The following is a 16,681-nucleotide window of genomic DNA, read 5'->3' on the forward strand; positions in this document are numbered from 1 at the left end:
AAACCCCCTCCGACCGGTATTTCGCCCGGGGGCGAGTATCCTGACTTCGGCAGGCGCCGATCTCCGGCGAACCCAACACACCCAGTCCGGTCGTGAGCCGGTCCGGTAGCCCAGACGCACCATTCTCGAAGGAGCAATCGCCATGACCGACCCCGACCAGACGCCGGTTAACCCGCCCATCTACCAACCGCCGGCTGCGCCCGCGAATCCCGCGGCACCCGGGAGCCCGGCGCAATCCGGCCCGGCCTACGCCGCGCCGGGCTACCAGCAGCCCTACGCGCAGCAGGTTCCCTCCGAGAAGTACAACGTGCTGTCCATCGTGTCGCTGGTGACCTCGATTCTCGGGATCTCCCTGGTCGGCATCATCACCGGCCACATCGGGCTGGGCCAGATCGGCAAAACCGGAGAAAAGGGCCGAGGGCTCGCCATTGCCGGCCTCATCATCGGTTATCTGGGCATCCTGATCTCGATCATCGCCCTGGTCGTCTTGATCCCGATCATGATCGCGATTCTCAACGATCCGGCCATGGTCGACAGCTTCTGACCCCTCTGACCCTGTGGCCGGCGGGCCGAAACCCCGGGCCGCCAGCCGGTGACCCGATACAAATCTGCGACGCACAGCTCGTCGTCCGGAAAGGAATGAATTCGCATGAGCGATTCGAACATCCCCAGCAACCCCGACGTTCCTCAGGTGCCCGACGTGCCGCAGGTGCCTGACGTGCCCCAGGTCCCCGACATCCCGCGCAACGAGGGGGGAACGCCGTCCGCGCCGCCGATTCCGCCGCCCGCGTACGGTGCGCCGGCCGCGCCGCCCGCGTACCGTGCCCCGACCTCGCCGCCCGCGTACAGTGCCCCGACCTCGCCGCCCGCGTACGGCGCGCCGGCCCAAGCCCAGGCTGAGGCCCAGGCGCCGGCCTACGGCACCCCGTATTCGGCGCCCTACGGCGCGCCCGCCGCGAAGCAGCCCATTTTCAGCATCCTGGCGCTGGTCGCCGGCATCCTCGGCGTGCTCGGCTCGCCGATCGTGTTCATCCCGATTGTGGGCGGCATCCTCGGGCTGTTCATTCCCGCCGCCGCCGTCGTTCTGGGCTTCCTCGGCAAGTCGAAGGAGCCGCAGGCGAGGGGCTTCTGGCTGACCGGGATCATCACCGGGTTCATCGGCGTCGGTCTGGCGCTGATCAGCATTGTGATCTGGGCTGTCCTGTTCGCCACCCTGCCCGCCGACTATTCCTCGTTCTGAGCCGGAGGCAGTAGCAGGGATGGCTGGGGAGGAACGGGGCCCGTTCCACGACGATGACTTCCGGGTCGACCTCACCCGGCCGCCGGCGCCCGCCCCGGGCGAATTGGATTACGCGTCGACCTTCACGGCTCCCACGGAATGGGTGCCGTACGTCTACACCGACAGCGAGCTGACCGCGCAGGCGGGTCGGAGGGGGCTGTCCATCGCGTCGCTCGTCTTCGGGCTGGTCGGGCTGCTGATCGCCCTCTTCGGTGTCTGGGGTGCGGCGCTCTCGACCGCCGCAGTCGTGCTGGCCGTGATGGCCCGCATGACCGAGCGCCGGGCCGGCACCGTGTGGGCCTACGGGCTGGTGACCGGGCTGGCCGGACTGGTCCTCGCGGTCGGGTGGGTGTTGATCGTCACGCAGGTGCTGACGATCGTGCCCGACTGAGCACGTCCGACTGAGCACGTCGGGCTGAGCCCTTCGGGCCGAGCCGGTCCGGCCTCAGGCGAGCGGCGGAATCCGCTCCACCAGCAGGGCCACCCGCTGCCCGGCCGCCCGGGTGAGTACGAGCGTCGCCGACTCGGATCCCTTGAGCTTCAGACGTGTGCGCAGCGTGGCCGGATCGACATCCACGCCGCGTTTCTTGATCTCGAGCGTGCCGATGCGGCGCTCCTGCAGTGCCAGCCGCAACTTCTTCTCGTCGACGGGCAGCATCTCGAGCACCCGGAACGCGGTGGCGAAGGGGGTGCGCTGCAGGTCCCGGGAGGTGAGGTAGGCGATCCCCTCGCTCAGCATCCGCGCGTCGAGCGACCGGGCCAGGTCCCCGATCAGGCGGGCACGGATGATCGCGCCGTCGGGCTCGTAGATGTAGTCGCCCAGCACCCCCACCGGGGCGTCCTCGCTATCGCGGGGTGCGGTCAGCTCGTTCGTCCCGGTCCGGCCGAGCAGCAGGGCGGAGCGACGGATGCCGGGGCGCGCGAGGGCCCCGAACCACAGCCCCATCTCCACGAGCTTGCCGTCCACGGACACCCACTGCGCTTCGGCCTCCGCGGGGATCAGGTCGCGATCGTGCCCGGGGCCGAGCTTGACGCCGATGGGCATCCGTTCACTGAGACCGAAGACGAAATCGAGGTGCGGGGAGTAGTCCTCCGGCCGGGTCAGGCGCGAGGTGTTGGAGTGCCCGGCGGTGCGCCGGGCCGGGTCGAGCCAGGCGGCGTCGAAGCCGGACAGGTCGACGTCTTCCGCGGCCGACTGCAGCACGCTCGCGTTCTCGAACGGAGCCAGGTTGTAGCTGGCGACGCTCGCGGTCACCTCGTCGGCGTCCACCCCCGTCACCGTGAGGTCCATGGCGGCCAGGGCCATGGCGTCGCCGCCGATGCCGCAGCCGAGGTCGACGACCCGGTTCAGGGACGCGCCCGCGAAGCGACCGGCGTGCAGCGCCGCCACCCGCAGCCGGGTGGCCTGCTCGAGGCCGGCCTCCGTGAACAGCATGCGGCCGGCGAACTCGCCGAACTTGGGCACGGCCTTGGCGCGGAGCCGCGACTGGCCGAGCACCGCGGTGACCAGGTCGGGGCTGTGCCCGGCCTTGCGAAGTTCGCTGACCACCCGCACGACGTCGGCGGCCGGGTCGTACGGCGGCAACGAGTCCAGCAGGCGCAAACCGCCCGGCGATAACAGCTCGACGAGCTCTGAACGTTCCATCGTGCAAACCTATCAACCCTCCGCATCTGGCACTCACGTTGCGTGAGTGCCAGATGCGCCCTAAACTCGACTTGGCACTCTCGCTGTGAGTCTGCTAACTATGTCTTAGCTAAGAAAGAGGTCAACCGTGTCGGTCTCCATCAAGCCGCTCGAGGATCGCATCGTCATCAAGCAGGTCGACGCAGAGCAGACCACCGCATCAGGTCTGGTCATTCCTGACACCGCCAAGGAAAAGCCCCAGGAGGGCGAAGTTGTCGCAGTCGGCCCCGGCCGCATCGACGACAACGGCAACCGCATTCCGCTCGACGTCGCCGTCGGCGACAAGGTGATCTACTCCAAGTACGGCGGAACCGAAGTCAAGTTCGGTGGCGAGGACCTCCTCGTCCTGTCGGCTCGCGACGTGCTCGCAGTCGTCGTTCGCTAGTCACTTCCACTGATCGGTAGAATCCCGGATGGCCAGGCCATCCGGGATTCGTCGTTAAGAAAGGCCCGCCCGTGGAGCCAAGCCCTTCCTCGCCCGGGAAACCCCGCTCGGCCCGCCCGGAGCGGTCGGAGCAGAGCAAAGGACTGATCTACGCGGTCCTCGCCTACGCCCTCTGGGGCGCGTTGCCGCTCTACTTCCTGCTCCTCGCTCCGAGCGGCGCCTTCGAAATCGTGGCCTGGCGGGTTCTCTTCTCCCTGGTGTTCTGCGTTCTGCTGATCATGGTCACCCGCAAATGGCGGTCCTTTCGCGCCCTGCTGCGACGGCCCCGCATCGTCTTCACCATGGGCCTGGCCGGCCTGCTGATCTTCGTCAACTGGCAGACCTATGTCTTCGCTGCGCTCAGCGGCCACGTGGTCGAGGCTGCCCTCGGCTACTTCATCAACCCGATCGTCACCGTGTTCCTCGGCGTCATCCTGCTGCGCGAGAAGCTGCGCCTGTTGCAGTGGGTGGCGGTGGGCATCAGTCTCGGGGCCGTCGTCGTGCTCACCGTCGGTTACGGATCGCTGCCTTGGGTCTCGCTCATCCTCGCGTTCTCGTTCGGTTTCTACGGCCTGATCAAGAAGCGGGTCGGCCGCGATGTCGATGCCGTCGCCGGTCTCACCCTCGAAACGGTCTGGCTTGCACCCATCGCCGTCGTGCAGCTGATCGTGGTGGCGTCCGTCTCCGGCCTCACCTTCGGCACCGTCTCGACCTGGCACACCGTGGGATTGCTGGCGGCCGGCGTGGTGACCGCCGTCCCGCTGCTGTTCTTCGCCGCCGCGGCCCGGCGCCTGCCTCTGACGTACATGGGCCTGATCCAGTACTTCGCTCCGATCCTGCAATTCCTGGTCGGTGTCTTCGTGCTGCTCGAGCCCATGCCGCCCGAACGGTGGGTCGGTTTCGGCCTGGTCTGGCTGGCGCTGGTCGTTCTCACGACCGATATGGTCCTCACCGGTCGTGCGCCCCGGCGTGATTCCCTGGAACCGGCCTAAACCACCGGCGGTGTCACCGGCCGCGGATCGTAACGATTTGGTCTGCGTTACCCGGATGTAACACGGTTGTCTTGTTTCGCGCCAGTCCTGTCAATAATGTGACAGAACGGCAGTCAATCGACCGCCGGCATTTCTCATTCCTAGTCCCAAGGAGCAACATGAGCGTATTCGCGAAGGCCTCGGCCTCCCGCTCAGTCCGGGCCGTTGTCACTGGAGTCGCCATGGTCGGCGTCAGTGCGCTTCTGCTCACCGGATGCAGCAGCAACGCTGCAGAGCCGGCTGAATCGGAAGCCCCCGCCGCCAGCGGAGACGCGCAGGCCATCACGGCCGGCGACCGCGACCTCACCCTGAAGATCGGCACGATCCTTCCCCAGAGTGGTGCCCTGGCTTTCCTCGGCCCGCCCGAAGAAGCCGGTGTCGCACTGGCCGTGAAGGACATCAACGACGCGAAACTCGGACTCACCGTTGAGGCCATCTTCCGTGACTCCGGCGACACCACGACGGACACCGCGACCGGTTCGGTGACCGACCTCCTCTCGCAGGACGTCTCGGCCATCATCGGTGCGGCATCCTCCGGCGTCTCCAAGACCGTGATCGACCAGATCACCGGTGCGGGCGTTGTGCAGTTCTCCCCGGCCAACACCTCGGCGGACTTCACCAAGTACGCCGACAAGGACCTCTACTGGCGCACCGCCCCGTCCGACCTGTTGCAGGGTGAAGTCCTGGGCACACAGATCGCCGACGACGGCAACAGCACCCTCGGCCTGATCGTGCTCAACGACTCCTACGGAACCGGCCTGGCCGAATCCACCACGACGGCCTTCGAGGCTGCCGGCGGCGAGGTCGTCGCCACGTCGCTGTTCAACGAGGGTGACTCCAACTTCGCCGCGCAGATCTCCGAAGTGACCGCCGCCAACCCCGACGCGATCGCGCTGATCACGTTCGACCAGGCCAAGGTCATCACCCCCGCACTGGTCGGCTCCGGCTACCCGGGCGGCAATCTCTACTTCGTTGACGGCAACCTGGCTGACTACAGCAAGGACTTCGACGCGGGCATCATCACCGGAGCGAAGGGCACGCTGCCCGGGCTCGACGTGGGAACCCTCGGCGACTTCACCGACCGTCTCAAGGAGATCGACCCCACCCTGACCGACTACAGCTACGCGGCCGAGTCCTACGACGCCGTCATGCTCGTCGCGCTGGCTGCCTACGCGGCCAACGACGTCTCGGGAGAGGCCATTTCCAAGTACCTCCGCCAGGTTTCGGGTGGAACCGGCGACGGCAAGGAGGTCACCGACTTCACCGCGGGGGCCGAAGCCCTCGCGGCCGGCGACCAGGTCAACTACGACGGCTTCTCCGGCCCGGTCACGTTCGACGAGAACGGCGACCCGACCGAGGCGACCATCGGCGTTTACGAGTACATCGAAGACAACACGTTCAAGCGCATCAACTAGTCGCTGACCGGTCCGTGACCGGGCACTGATGAGGCAAGGGCCCCGACTTCGGTCGGGGCCCTTCTTCGTGCGCCCGGCGCCCAGTCCAGACCCGGCGACTGTCGTCAAGCGGAGACGTCCCCGGCCGGATGTCGCCCCGGATGCCCGCGGCTCAGGTTGTGGAAGCGGGCGCACGTCAGAGCGTGCGCCACGAGCCGTAGCATGCGCCATGAGCCGCGCGGGAGCCGGGAGCACGCGCCGGGAGCGGCGTGGAGCCGGCGACGTCGCACCGGGCACGCAGAAGCGGCGCCCGAGGATCTCGGGCGCCGCTTCTGCGTGCGGGTCGTGCGGGTCGTGCGGGTCGTGCGGGTCGTGCAGGTGAAGGAGGCAGTCCCGGCTAGTCGTCCTGGCCGAGGGTGCCGAGGTAGAGACCGATCACCTTGGGGTCGTTCAGCAGCTCCCGGCCGGTGCCCGTATAGGCGTCGCGGCCCTGGTCGAGCACGTAGCCGCGGTCACAGATCTGCAGGCAGCGACGGGCGTTCTGCTCCACCATGATCGTGGTCACGCCGGCCTTGTTGATCTCCTTGACCCGCAGGAACGCCTCGTCCTGGCGCACGGGGGAGAGCCCCGCGCTCGGCTCGTCGAGCAGCAGCACGTGCGGGCCCATCATCAGCGCCCGCGACATGGCCACCATCTGGCGTTCGCCGCCGGACAGCGAGCCGGCGCGCTGCTGGAGCCGTTTCCTGAGCTCCGGGAAGATCTCCGTGACGAACTCGAGGCGCTCGGTCAGACCCTTCGGCTTCAGGAACATGCCCATCTCCAGGTTCTCCTGGATGGTGAGCGTGGGGAAGACGTTGTTGGTCTGGGGCACGAAGCCGACGCCCTTGGCCACGAGCTTGTTCGCCCTGAGGTTGGTGATGTTCTCGCCGCGAAGCAGGATTTCTCCCTCCCGCACCTTGACCTGGCCGAAGATCGACTTGAGCAGCGTGGACTTGCCCGCGCCGTTCGGGCCGATGATCCCGATCAGCTCGCCGTCGTAGGCGGTCAGGGAGCACGCGTTGAGGATGTTGACGCCCGGCAGGTAGCCGGCCGTCACCGTCTTGACCTCGACGACGGCCTGCCCGGTGGGGGTGTAGGCCGGCGCAGGGGCAGGGCTAGAGTTCGTCAATCGAGCAGCTCCTTAATGGCTTCGACATGTTCGGTTTCGGCGGTCGGATCCTCGCCGAGGTCCTCGTCGTGGTGCTGGCCCAGGTAGGCGTCGATCACGGCGGGGTTGCGCATCACCTCGTGCGGGTCACCCTCGGCGACCACGCGGCCCTCGGCCATCACGATGACCCAGTCGGCGATGTGGCGCACCATGTGCATATCGTGTTCGACGAACAGAACCGTCATGCCCTCCGCCTTCAGGTTGAGGATGTGGTCCAGCAGCGACTGGGTCAGCGCCGGGTTCACCCCGGCCATCGGCTCGTCCAGCATCACCAGGCTCGGCTCGCTCATCAGCGCCCGCGCCATCTCGAGCAGCTTCCGCTGCCCGCCGGAGAGGCTGGCGGCGTAGTCGTCCTTCTTGGTGTCGAGCTTGAAACGTTCGAGGATGTCGAGGGCCCGCACCCTGTTCGCCTCCTCCTGCTTGCTCCAGAAGAAGGGGAAGACCGCCCGGAACAGGTTCTCGCCCGCCTGGCCCTTGGCGCCGAGCAGCATGTTGTCCATCACGGTCAAAAGCCCGAGCGCCTTGGTGAGCTGGAAGGTGCGGACCTGGCCCATCCGGGCCACCTTGAACGCGGGCATCCCCGACAGGGGGCGGCCCTCGAAGGTCCACGACCCGGTGTCGGGCTTGTCGAAGCCGGTCAGCAGGTTGAACAGGGTGGTCTTACCTGCTCCGTTGGGCCCGATCAGCGCCGTGATGGCACCGCGCGGAATCTCGACGTGGTCGACATCGACGGCCTTGAGACCGCCGAAGGTGCGGCTCACGCCGTCCGCGACCAGGATCGGGTCGCGCTTCTTGCAGCCCGGGGAGGCCTCGCCGAGGTGCAGGTCGGTCGACTTGACCGGCTTGCCGCTGGGAACGGTGTTATTTGACAAAGGCCAACTCCTTCTTGTTTCCGAAGATGCCCTGCGGTCTGAAGATGACTATGAGCATGATCGCCACTCCCACCAGGATGAATCGCAGCTGCCCGGCCTGGATGCTGCTCATGAACGGAATCCAGCCGGCCTCCACCGCACGGGCGATGAACCCGGAGAAGAAGGAGAGCAGGACCCAGAAGACCATCGAGCCGATGACCGGACCGAGGATCGTCGACGCGCCGCCGAGGAGGAGGATCGCGTAGATGAAGAACGTCAGGGACGTCTGGTAGTTCGAGGGAACCACGGCACGGGGGAGCACGAAGATCATGCCCGCGATCGTGCCGAACACGCCGCCGAGGATCAAAGACTGCATCTTGTAGGAGTAGACGTTCTTACCGAGCGCGCGCACGGCATCCTCGTCTTCACGGATCCCCTTGATCACGCGACCCCACGGGCTGCGCATGATCTGCCAGGTGAACAGGCAGGCGAGAACCACGATCGACCAGGCCACGATCCGCAGCCACCAGTCGTACTCGTTGTACTCGAAGGGGCCGAAACCGTAGCGGCCCTCCGGGATCGGGTTGAGGCCCGCGAAACCGCCCTTGTACCCGCTCAGCCCGTTCGCGGAACCGGTCAGGGACTGGAACGTGTTCGTCGTGAACAGGAGGCGCACGATCTCGGCGGCGGCGATCGTCACGATCGCGAGGTAGTCCGCCCGCAGGCGGAGGGTCGGAATGCCCAGGATCAGGGCGAAGATGACGGATGCGCCGATCCCCACCAGCACGGCACCCCAGACGGGGAAGCCGAAGCTGAGGGTGGAGATGGCGAAGCCGTAGGCGCCGAGGGCCATGAAGCCGGCCTGGCCGAAGTTCAGAAGGCCGGTGTATCCGAAGTGGATCGCCAGCCCGAGCGCCGCGAGGGCGTAGGCGGCGGTGGTCGGGCTGATCAGCTCGACGGCTGCGTTGCTAAAGATTGCTCCCCAGTCGATCATCGGATGCCCTTCTAGCCAATTCTCTCTTTGCGACCCAGGATGCCTTGCGGCCGAAGCAGCAGCACCAGGATCAACACGACAAGTGCACCGACGTATTTAAGGTCGGAGGGAAGCCACAGCGTCGACAGCTCGACGAACAGGCCGACGATGATCGAACCGATCAGGGCGCCGAAAGCGGTACCGAGTCCGCCGAGGGTCACGGCCGCGAATACGAGCAGCAGGATCTGGAAACCCATGTCCCAGCTGACGCCCGGCCGGAAGTAGGCCCAGAGGATGCCGCTGAGGCCCGCGAGGGCTCCACCGAGCACCCAGACGATCCGGATGACGCCGTCGACGTCGATCCCGCTGGCCGAAGCCAAGCTGGGATTGTCGGAGACCGCGCGGGTGGCCTTGCCGATGCGGGTGCGCAGCAGGAAGAAGGAGACGGCCAGCAGCACCACGATGCTGATGCCCATGCTGGCCAGGTCGATCAGCGAGAGCCGGATCGGACCGAACTTCAGGTCGGCCAGGCCGGAGCCCGGAAGCTGGCTGGTTCCGCCGCCGACGAAGATCTGGAACAGGTAGCGCAGGGCGAGGGAGAGCCCGATGCTCACGATCATCAGCGGGATCAGACCCACGCCCTTGCGCCGCAACGGTTTCCAGATCACCGCATCGAGGCTCCAGCCGAGGCCCGCGCTGAGCGCGACCGCGACGATGATCGCCAGCCAGATCGGCACCCCCAGGGTGACCGAGAAGAGCAGGGTCATCAACGCACCGAAGGTGATCATCTCCGCGTGCGCGAAGTTGCTCAGCCCGGTGGTGCCGAAGATCAGGGACAGCCCGATGGCGGCCAGGGCCAGCAGCAGGCCGAAGTTCAGCCCGTTGACGAAGCGGTTGATGAACTGGTCGAAGAAGCTGACCGTGGTGCGTGTGCCCTCGCCGAGGAAGAAGTTGACCGACTTCACCTTGGTGAGCGCGAACTCCGCCTCGATGACGCTGCCGCCCTTGGCGACGACAACGCCCTTCGGGAGGGTGTCCTCATCGAGGGTGACGGTGTAGGTGGCCTTTTCGGGCACCCCGACCTTCCATTTGCCGTCGACGCCCGTTTCCACGGATGCCTCATAGCCGGCCCCCTCGACGGTGATCAGCACGTTGTCGAGCGGTTTCTGGTCGAACTGCACATTGCCGGTGAGGACGTAGTCGTACTCGTCGGTTCCGACCTCGTCCGCGTGAGCCGGACCGGCGGACACGGTGGCGAATGTGGACATCGTCAAGGCTGCGAAGAGCAGGCCGAGAAAGATCACCAGCATCCTGGGTGAGAATCTGCGAACAGCTTCAGTGGAATTCACTGCACCTCCATGGCGGCACCGTTGGGTTTGTGACCGAGCGTGCCCCGGGTCTCACCTACCAACATCTTTGTTGACAGTAATTGACGATTATGTCGCAGAAGTCACGACGGCGGTCGGAACTGCCTAGATTCTCTGCCGAGGAATGCGCGGAGCGCAACGTCGCTTAACATTGACAAGCCGGCAATCGAGTTGGTTTGCCGGGTTTTTTCCACTTTCCTGCATCTGTAAAAGGGGTTTCATGGATCAGCCAGATCCGTTCGGTTTCACCGGGCTCACCTACGACGACGTCCTGCTTCTCCCGGGGCACACCGACGTCATTCCCAGTGAAGCCGAGACTATGTCTCGGTTGACGCGCCGGATCAGTGTGGCCACGCCGCTGCTGTCCAGTGCGATGGACACCGTCACCGAGACCCGGATGGCCATCGCGATGGCTCGCGAAGGCGGCCTCGGTGTGCTGCACCGCAACCTCTCGATCGCGGACCAGGCCGAGCAGGTCGACCTCGTCAAACGCAGCGAATCGGGCATGATTACCAATCCGGTAACAACTTCGCCCGACGCCACCGTTGCGGAGGTTGACGCCCTCTGCGGGCAGTACCGCATCAGCGGTCTTCCGGTCGTCGACGCCGACGGCGTGCTCGTGGGAATCATCACCAACCGGGACATGCGCTTCGTGTCGAGCACCAAAAAGCACACGACGCTCGTGCGCGAGGTGATGACGAAAGGCCCGCTGATCACGGGCAAGGTCGGCATGGCGCCGATGGATGCCGTCGCCATTTTCGCCACCCACAAGATCGAGAAGCTTCCGCTCGTCGACGACCGCGGCCGCCTCACCGGCCTGATCACGGTCAAGGACTTCGACAAGAGCGAGGAATACCCCTTCGCCACCAAGGACGACGCCGGCCGCCTGCGCGTCGGCGCGGCCATCGGCTTCTTCGGCGACGCCTGGCAGCGCGCGACCGCCCTGCTCGAGGCGGGCGTCGACGTGCTCGTGGTCGACACCGCCAATGGCGACAGCGCCGGGGTGCTCGAGATCATCCGTCGCCTGAAGTCCGATCCCGCGTTCGAGGCGGTCGACGTGATCGGCGGCAACGTGGCCACCCGCTCCGGTGCCCAGGCCCTCATCGACGCCGGCGCGGACGCGATCAAGGTCGGCGTCGGCCCCGGTTCCATCTGCACCACCCGCATCGTCGCCGGCGTCGGCGTGCCGCAGATCACCGCGGTCTACCAGGCGTCGCTCGCCGCCAGGGAAACCGGCATCCCGGTGATCGCCGACGGCGGACTGCAGTACTCCGGTGACATCGCCAAGGCGCTGGTCGCCGGCGCGGACACCGTCATGCTCGGATCCCTGCTCGCGGGCTGTGACGAGAGCCCCGGGGAACTCGTCTTCGTCAACGGCAAGCAGTTCAAGACCTACCGCGGCATGGGATCGCTGGGCGCGCTGCAGAGCCGCGGCACGAAGACCTCCTATTCCAAGGACCGCTACTTCCAGTCGGATGTCCCCTCCGACGACAAGCTCATCCCGGAAGGAATCGAGGGCCAGGTCCCGTATCGCGGACCGGTGTCCGCCGTGGCCTACCAGCTGATCGGCGGCCTGCGCCAGTCCATGTTCTACGTGGGTGCGCGCACCATCGACGAGCTCAAGCAGAAGGGCAAATTCGTCCGGATCACGTCCGCCGGGCTGAAGGAGTCGCACCCGCACGACGTGCAGATCGTGGTCGAGGCACCCAACTACCGCCGCTGAGGGGTGTGAGATCGGCTAGGCGGCGGCCAGCCGGGAGACCGCTTCCGCGAGCACCTCGGGCGAACACCCGAAGTTGAGTCGCGCGAAGCCCCGGCCCGGTTCGCCGAACATCGGGCCGGGGCTGAGCGCGACCCGGGCCCGCTCGAGGGCGATCAGGGCCGGGTCGTCACCCCAGCCCAGGCTCCGCAGGTCGAGCCAGGCCAGGTAGCCGGCGCCGGGCGGCCGGTAACCGACCCCGGGCAGCTGCGCGTCGAGCAACAGGGTGAGCCGCCGACGGTTGCCGTCGAGGGCCGCGAGCACCCCGTCCAGCCACGGCTCCCCGTCGCGAAACGCCGCGATCCCGGCGATCAACCCGAACTGGCTCGTGCGCCAGGACACCTCCTGGGGCAGGGCAGCGAGCTCGGCGCGCATCCGTTCACCGGCGGTGACGATGAGCGCGCATTTGAGGCCGGCCAGGTTCCAGGCCTTGCTCGCGCTCGTCACGCAGACGCCGTGGTCGGCGGCTGCGGGGGAGACGGTCAGGTAGGGCGTGAAATCGGCGTCGGCGTAGGTCAGCGGGGCGTGCACCTCGTCGCTGATCACCGTGACGCCGTGCTGGGCGGCGAGGCCGGCCAGCGCCGTGAGGTCTTCGACGGTGTGCGGATGCCCGACCGGGTTATGCGGGTTGCAGAGCAGCACGCAGCGCAGGCCCGCCTGGAACGCGCGCTCGAGGCCGTCCAGGTCGAGGCTCCAGCCGGTCTGGCCGGACAGGAGCGGCACGGCGTGCACCACCCCGCCGGCCTCGGGCACGAGGTCGAAGAACGGCGGGTACACCGGGGGAGTGATCACGACCCGGTCGCCGGGCCGGATCAGCATCCGCAGGGTCTCCACGATGGCCACGCTGACATCCGTCGTGGTGGTCACCTGCTCCGGGTCGACCTGCCAGCCCCAGCGGCGGCCGGCGAACCCCGCGAAGGCCGCGCCGAGATCGTTGACCGGCGCGACGTAGCCGGTGTCGCTGCGCCGCACCGCCGCGGCCAGCGCGTCCTGGACGGGTTCGGCCAGCGGGAAGTCGGACTCGGCGACGAACAGCGGCAGCACATCGGCGGGAAAGCTGCGCCATTTCATGCTCGTGCGTTCGCGGAGGAGGAACAGCGGGTCGGCGGTGACATCCATCACCACAGGATGCACCTCGCGGCATCCGTCGTCGAGGAGCCCCGCGGCATCTAAACTGGAATCATGGAAATCGAGATCGGCCGCTCCAAGCGCGCCCGCCGCGTATACGCCTTCGACGACATCGCGATTGTGCCCAGCCGGCGCACCCGCGACCCGGAGGATGTGTCGGTCAGCTGGACCATCGACGCGTACCAGTTCTCGATCCCGTTCCTCGCGGCGCCGATGGACTCCGTGGTGTCCCCGCAGACGGCCATCATGATGGGCCAGCTCGGCGGTGTCGGCGTGCTCGACCTCGAGGGTCTCTGGACCCGGTATGACAACCCCGAACCCCTCCTCGCCGAGATCCGTCAGCTGCCCGCCGACCGGGCAACCGCGCGCATGCAGGAGATGTACTCCGAGCCGATCAAGCCTGAGCTCGTCACCGAGCGCCTCGCCGAGATCCGCGCGGCCGGCGTGACCGTGGCCGGCGCCCTGTCGCCGCAGCGCACGCAGGAACTGTACGAGACCGTCGTCGCCGCCGGCGTCGACCTGTTCGTGATCCGCGGCACCACCGTTTCCGCCGAACACGTCTCGCAGAACCAGGAACCCCTCAACCTCAAGAAGTTCATCTACGAGCTCGACGTGCCCGTGATCGTGGGCGGGGCGGCGACGTACACCGCGGCCCTGCACCTAATGCGCACCGGCGCGGCCGGCGTGCTCGTCGGCTTCGGCGGCGGCGCGGCCTCGACCACGCGCGCCTCCCTCGGCATCCACGCGCCGATGGCCACGGCCGTGGCCGATGTCGCCGGCGCCCGCCGGGACTACATGGACGAGTCCGGCGGACGCTACGTGCACGTCATCGCCGACGGCGGCCTGAACACCTCCGGCGACATCGTCAAGGCCATCGCCTGCGGCGCCGACGCCGTCATGCTTGGCACCGCGCTGGCCCGGGCGACGGATGCCCCCGGCGGCGGCTTCCACTGGGGTGCCGAGGTGCACCATCCGAAGCTGCCCCGCGGCAAGCGGGTGGAGGTGGGCGCCCTCGCGCCGCTCGAAACCATCCTCTACGGCCCGACGCCGATCGCCGACGGCACCGCGAACCTCGTCGGCGGGCTGCGCCGGTCGATGGCCACGACCGGCTATTCCGACCTGAAGGAGTTTCAGCGCGTCGAGGTCGTCGTCGCCCCCTACCGGGGGAACTAGGCGGTTGTCGCGCCGCGCCGAGTGAACTAGCGTCAGGTCAACACGACACCACCCGGAACGGGAGTGAGCACATGGCAACAGGTACTTCTGCGGCGCGGTCCACGAAACTGGGACCGGAAGAACGGGCTTCCGCCCTCGAACGGCTGAAGGGCAAAGAGCTCGACATCCTGGTGGTCGGCGGCGGGATCGTCGGCGCCGGGGCCGCCCTGGACGCGGTCACCCGCGGCCTGAGCGTGGGCATCCTCGAGGCCAGGGACTGGGCGTCGGGCACGTCGAGCCGGTCGTCCAAGCTGGTGCACGGCGGCATCCGTTATCTGGAACAGCTGGACTTCCGGCTGGTGCGCGAGGCGCTGACGGAGCGCGGACTCCTCCTGCAGCGCATCGCCCCGCACCTGGTGAAGCCGGTGCGGTTCCTGTACCCGCTCACGAAGCGGGTCACCGAGCGCGTCTATGTTGGCGCCGGCATGCTGCTCTACGACCTGTTCTCCTACACCGGCGGGCGCCCCGGCGTGCCGCACCACCGCCACCTGTCCAGGCGGCAGGTGAAGGGGCTCCTGCCGAGCCTGAACACGGACACGATCGTCGGCGGCATCACCTACTACGACGCCCAGGTCGATGACGCGCTCTACGTGGCGTCGCTCGTGCGCACCGCGTCGTTCTACGGCGCCCACGCGGCCAGCCGAGTGCGTGTCGAGGGATTCATCAAGGTCGGAGAGCGGGTGGTCGGCGTGCACGCCCGCGACCTGCAGACCGATGAACGGTTCGAGGTGCGGGCCCGCCAGGTTGTGAACGCGACCGGCGTCTGGACCGACGACACGCAGCGCATGGTCGGCGAACGCGGCACGTTCAAGGTGCGCGCGTCGAAGGGCATCCACCTGGTCGTGCCCCGGGACCGGTTCCAATCGGCCATGGGGCTGCTGCTGCGCACCGAGAAGAGCGTTCTGTTCGTGATCCCGTGGGGACGGCACTGGCTGATCGGCACGACCGACACCGACTGGCACCTCGACAAGGCGCACCCGGCCGCCACCGCCGCCGACATCGACTACCTGCTCGAGCACGTGAACGCGGTGGTACGGGTGCCGCTGACCCGGGAAGACGTCGAGGGGGTCTACGCGGGCCTCCGGCCGCTCCTGGCCGGGGAGTCGGAGAGCACCTCGAAGCTGTCCCGCGAACACCTGGTCGGGCATTCCGTGCCCGGCCTGGTGGTGATCGCGGGCGGAAAATGGACCACCTACCGGGTGATGGCGAAGGATGCGATCGATGCGGCCGTCGACGCCTTCGACGAACGGGTCCCGGCCTCCACCACGGCCACCATCCCGCTGCTCGGCGCCGAGGGGTACCAGGCCGCCTGGAACAAGCGCCGCCGGATTGCCCGGGCGTTCGGCCTGCACACCGTGCGCGTCGAGCACCTGCTCAACCGTTACGGCACCCTGACCGACGAGCTGCTCGACCTGATCCGCGGCACCCCGTCGCTCGCGGACCCGCTGCCGGGGGCCGACGACTACATCGAGGCGGAGGTGGTGTACGCGGCCTCGCACATGGGAGCGCTGCACCTCGAGGACGTGCTGGCCCGCCGCACCCGCATTTCGATCGAGGCCTGGGACCGCGGCGTTTCGGCGGCGCCCGTGGCCGCCCGGCTGATGGCCGGGGTGCTCGGCTGGGACGAGGAGCGGCAGGCGCGCGAGGTGGGCCACTACCTCAAGCGGGTGGCGGCGGAACGCGCGTCGCAGCAGCAGCCCGACGACGAGTCCGCCGACCGGGTGCGGCTCGAGGCTCCGGACATCGCCGCCACGACGTAGGAGCCGCCCGCCGGCATCCGAGTGGCACGCGAACCCGCTCCGGTAGACTGGGCTGACTGCCCACAAACCTCAGGAGTCGCACCATGGTTGATGTTCGGCGGGTCAAACTTCCCGGTGTGGGAGTGCTGCACACCTTCATCACGGATGACGGCGGCAAAGTGGGCGTCATCGCCCACCGCTCGGGGCACAGCGACCTCATCACCTTCGCGGACGATGAGGGTGGCCCCGATGCCGCCAAGGTGTCCCTGCGCCTGAGCGAAGACGAGGCGCACACCCTCGCCGAGCTCCTCGGCGGAACCCAGATCACCGAGTCGCTCACTGCGCTCGACCAGATTCCCGGCCTGAGCATCGACTGGTTCACCGTGGACTACGAGGACCACATCGCCGGCCAGGCGCTCGGCAACCCCGCCGACCGCGGTATCGCCGGCCTGACGGTCGTGGCCGTGGTGCGCGGCGAGTCCGCCAACCCGGCGCCCGCCCACGACTTCCGCGTCTTCCCCGGCGACACGCTCGTCGTCGCCGGCTCTCCCGAGAAGGTCGCGAAGGCTTTCGCGTTCTTCCGCACCGGTGCGGTCCAGGCCAAGTCCGTCGACGCGCCGCCCGGGGGGTAGC

Annotated in this window: 16 protein-coding genes; 10 read left to right on the forward strand and 6 right to left on the reverse strand. The window is 67.7% G+C overall.

Annotated features, from left to right (window positions below):
* Positions 1-142 precede the first annotated feature (142 nt).
* The 3 genes from E3T23_RS05000 (at position 143) to E3T23_RS05010 (ending at position 1,670) form a co-directional block, all read left to right on the forward strand.
* Positions 143-544 (forward strand): DUF4190 domain-containing protein, encoded by a 402-nt coding sequence (locus E3T23_RS05000; RefSeq protein WP_134369289.1) that lies wholly within the window; start codon positions 143-145, stop codon positions 542-544.
* 105 nt (positions 545-649) lie between these two features.
* Complete coding sequence (locus E3T23_RS05005) at positions 650-1,240, forward strand: DUF4190 domain-containing protein (protein WP_134369290.1); 591 nt, start codon at positions 650-652, stop codon at positions 1,238-1,240.
* Positions 1,241-1,259: 19 nt separating this feature from the next.
* Positions 1,260-1,670 (forward strand): DUF4190 domain-containing protein, encoded by a 411-nt coding sequence (locus E3T23_RS05010; protein ID WP_134369291.1) that lies wholly within the window; start codon positions 1,260-1,262, stop codon positions 1,668-1,670.
* A 54-nt stretch (positions 1,671-1,724) separates the two neighbouring features.
* On the opposite strand, the gene E3T23_RS05015 is transcribed toward E3T23_RS05010, so the two are convergent.
* A complete protein-coding gene (locus tag E3T23_RS05015) occupies positions 1,725-2,924 on the reverse strand; it encodes a class I SAM-dependent methyltransferase (RefSeq protein ID WP_134369292.1) in 1,200 nt (399 codons plus the stop codon).
* 127 nt (positions 2,925-3,051) lie between these two features.
* On the opposite strand from E3T23_RS05015, the gene groES reads away from it, so the two are divergent.
* From groES to E3T23_RS05030, 3 genes are all read left to right on the forward strand, one after another.
* Positions 3,052-3,348, forward strand: a complete 297-nt coding sequence (gene groES / locus E3T23_RS05020) for a co-chaperone GroES (protein WP_066597535.1) — start codon at positions 3,052-3,054, stop codon at positions 3,346-3,348.
* 71 nt (positions 3,349-3,419) lie between these two features.
* Positions 3,420-4,379 carry an EamA family transporter RarD gene (rarD, locus tag E3T23_RS05025; protein ID WP_134369293.1) on the forward strand — a complete coding sequence of 320 codons (960 nt, stop codon included), beginning with the start codon at positions 3,420-3,422 and terminating at the stop codon, positions 4,377-4,379.
* A gap of 158 nt (positions 4,380-4,537) precedes the next feature.
* Entirely contained in the window at positions 4,538-5,833 is a 1,296-nt protein-coding gene (locus tag E3T23_RS05030) for an ABC transporter substrate-binding protein (RefSeq protein WP_134369294.1), read from the forward strand.
* A 376-nt stretch (positions 5,834-6,209) separates the two neighbouring features.
* On the opposite strand, the gene E3T23_RS05035 is transcribed toward E3T23_RS05030, so the two are convergent.
* From E3T23_RS05035 to E3T23_RS05050, 4 genes are read right to left on the reverse strand one after another with little or no spacing between them, the layout of a single operon-like run.
* Positions 6,210-6,980, reverse strand: a complete 771-nt coding sequence (locus tag E3T23_RS05035) for an ABC transporter ATP-binding protein (RefSeq protein WP_134369295.1) — start codon at positions 6,978-6,980, stop codon at positions 6,210-6,212.
* Positions 6,977-7,891: an ABC transporter ATP-binding protein gene (locus E3T23_RS05040; RefSeq protein WP_134369296.1), complete on the reverse strand. Its 915-nt coding sequence runs from the start codon at positions 7,889-7,891 to the stop codon at positions 6,977-6,979. The genes E3T23_RS05035 and E3T23_RS05040 overlap by 4 nt, the downstream gene beginning before the upstream one ends.
* On the reverse strand, positions 7,881-8,861 hold the full coding sequence (locus E3T23_RS05045) for a branched-chain amino acid ABC transporter permease (RefSeq protein WP_134369327.1): 981 nt from the start codon (positions 8,859-8,861) through the stop codon (positions 7,881-7,883). The genes E3T23_RS05040 and E3T23_RS05045 overlap by 11 nt, the downstream gene beginning before the upstream one ends.
* A gap of 14 nt (positions 8,862-8,875) precedes the next feature.
* On the reverse strand, positions 8,876-10,153 hold the full coding sequence (locus tag E3T23_RS05050) for a branched-chain amino acid ABC transporter permease (RefSeq protein ID WP_134369297.1): 1,278 nt from the start codon (positions 10,151-10,153) through the stop codon (positions 8,876-8,878).
* A gap of 277 nt (positions 10,154-10,430) precedes the next feature.
* On the opposite strand from E3T23_RS05050, the gene guaB reads away from it, so the two are divergent.
* The gene (gene guaB, locus E3T23_RS05055) at positions 10,431-11,933 is read left to right on the forward strand and encodes an IMP dehydrogenase (RefSeq protein ID WP_134369298.1); all 1,503 of its coding nucleotides are present in this window, start codon (positions 10,431-10,433) and stop codon (positions 11,931-11,933) included.
* 15 nt (positions 11,934-11,948) lie between these two features.
* On the opposite strand, the gene E3T23_RS05060 is transcribed toward guaB, so the two are convergent.
* A complete protein-coding gene (locus tag E3T23_RS05060) occupies positions 11,949-13,088 on the reverse strand; it encodes a MalY/PatB family protein (protein WP_134369299.1) in 1,140 nt (379 codons plus the stop codon).
* Between the two features lie 63 nt (positions 13,089-13,151).
* Here E3T23_RS05060 and E3T23_RS05065 point away from each other — a divergent pair, with 63 nt between their 5' ends.
* The 3 genes from E3T23_RS05065 to E3T23_RS05075 all read left to right on the forward strand — a co-directional run bounded on the left by E3T23_RS05065 (position 13,152) and on the right by E3T23_RS05075 (position 16,680).
* Entirely contained in the window at positions 13,152-14,270 is a 1,119-nt protein-coding gene (locus E3T23_RS05065) for a GuaB3 family IMP dehydrogenase-related protein (protein WP_134369300.1), read from the forward strand.
* 71 nt (positions 14,271-14,341) lie between these two features.
* Positions 14,342-16,069 carry a glycerol-3-phosphate dehydrogenase/oxidase gene (locus E3T23_RS05070; RefSeq protein WP_134369301.1) on the forward strand — a complete coding sequence of 576 codons (1,728 nt, stop codon included), beginning with the start codon at positions 14,342-14,344 and terminating at the stop codon, positions 16,067-16,069.
* An 83-nt stretch (positions 16,070-16,152) separates the two neighbouring features.
* Positions 16,153-16,680: a cation:proton antiporter regulatory subunit gene (locus tag E3T23_RS05075; RefSeq protein WP_134369302.1), complete on the forward strand. Its 528-nt coding sequence runs from the start codon at positions 16,153-16,155 to the stop codon at positions 16,678-16,680.
* Position 16,681 lies beyond the last annotated feature (1 nt).

The organism is Cryobacterium cheniae, assembly GCF_004403395.1.
Taxonomy (GTDB): Bacteria; Actinomycetota; Actinomycetes; order Actinomycetales; family Microbacteriaceae; genus Cryobacterium; species Cryobacterium cheniae.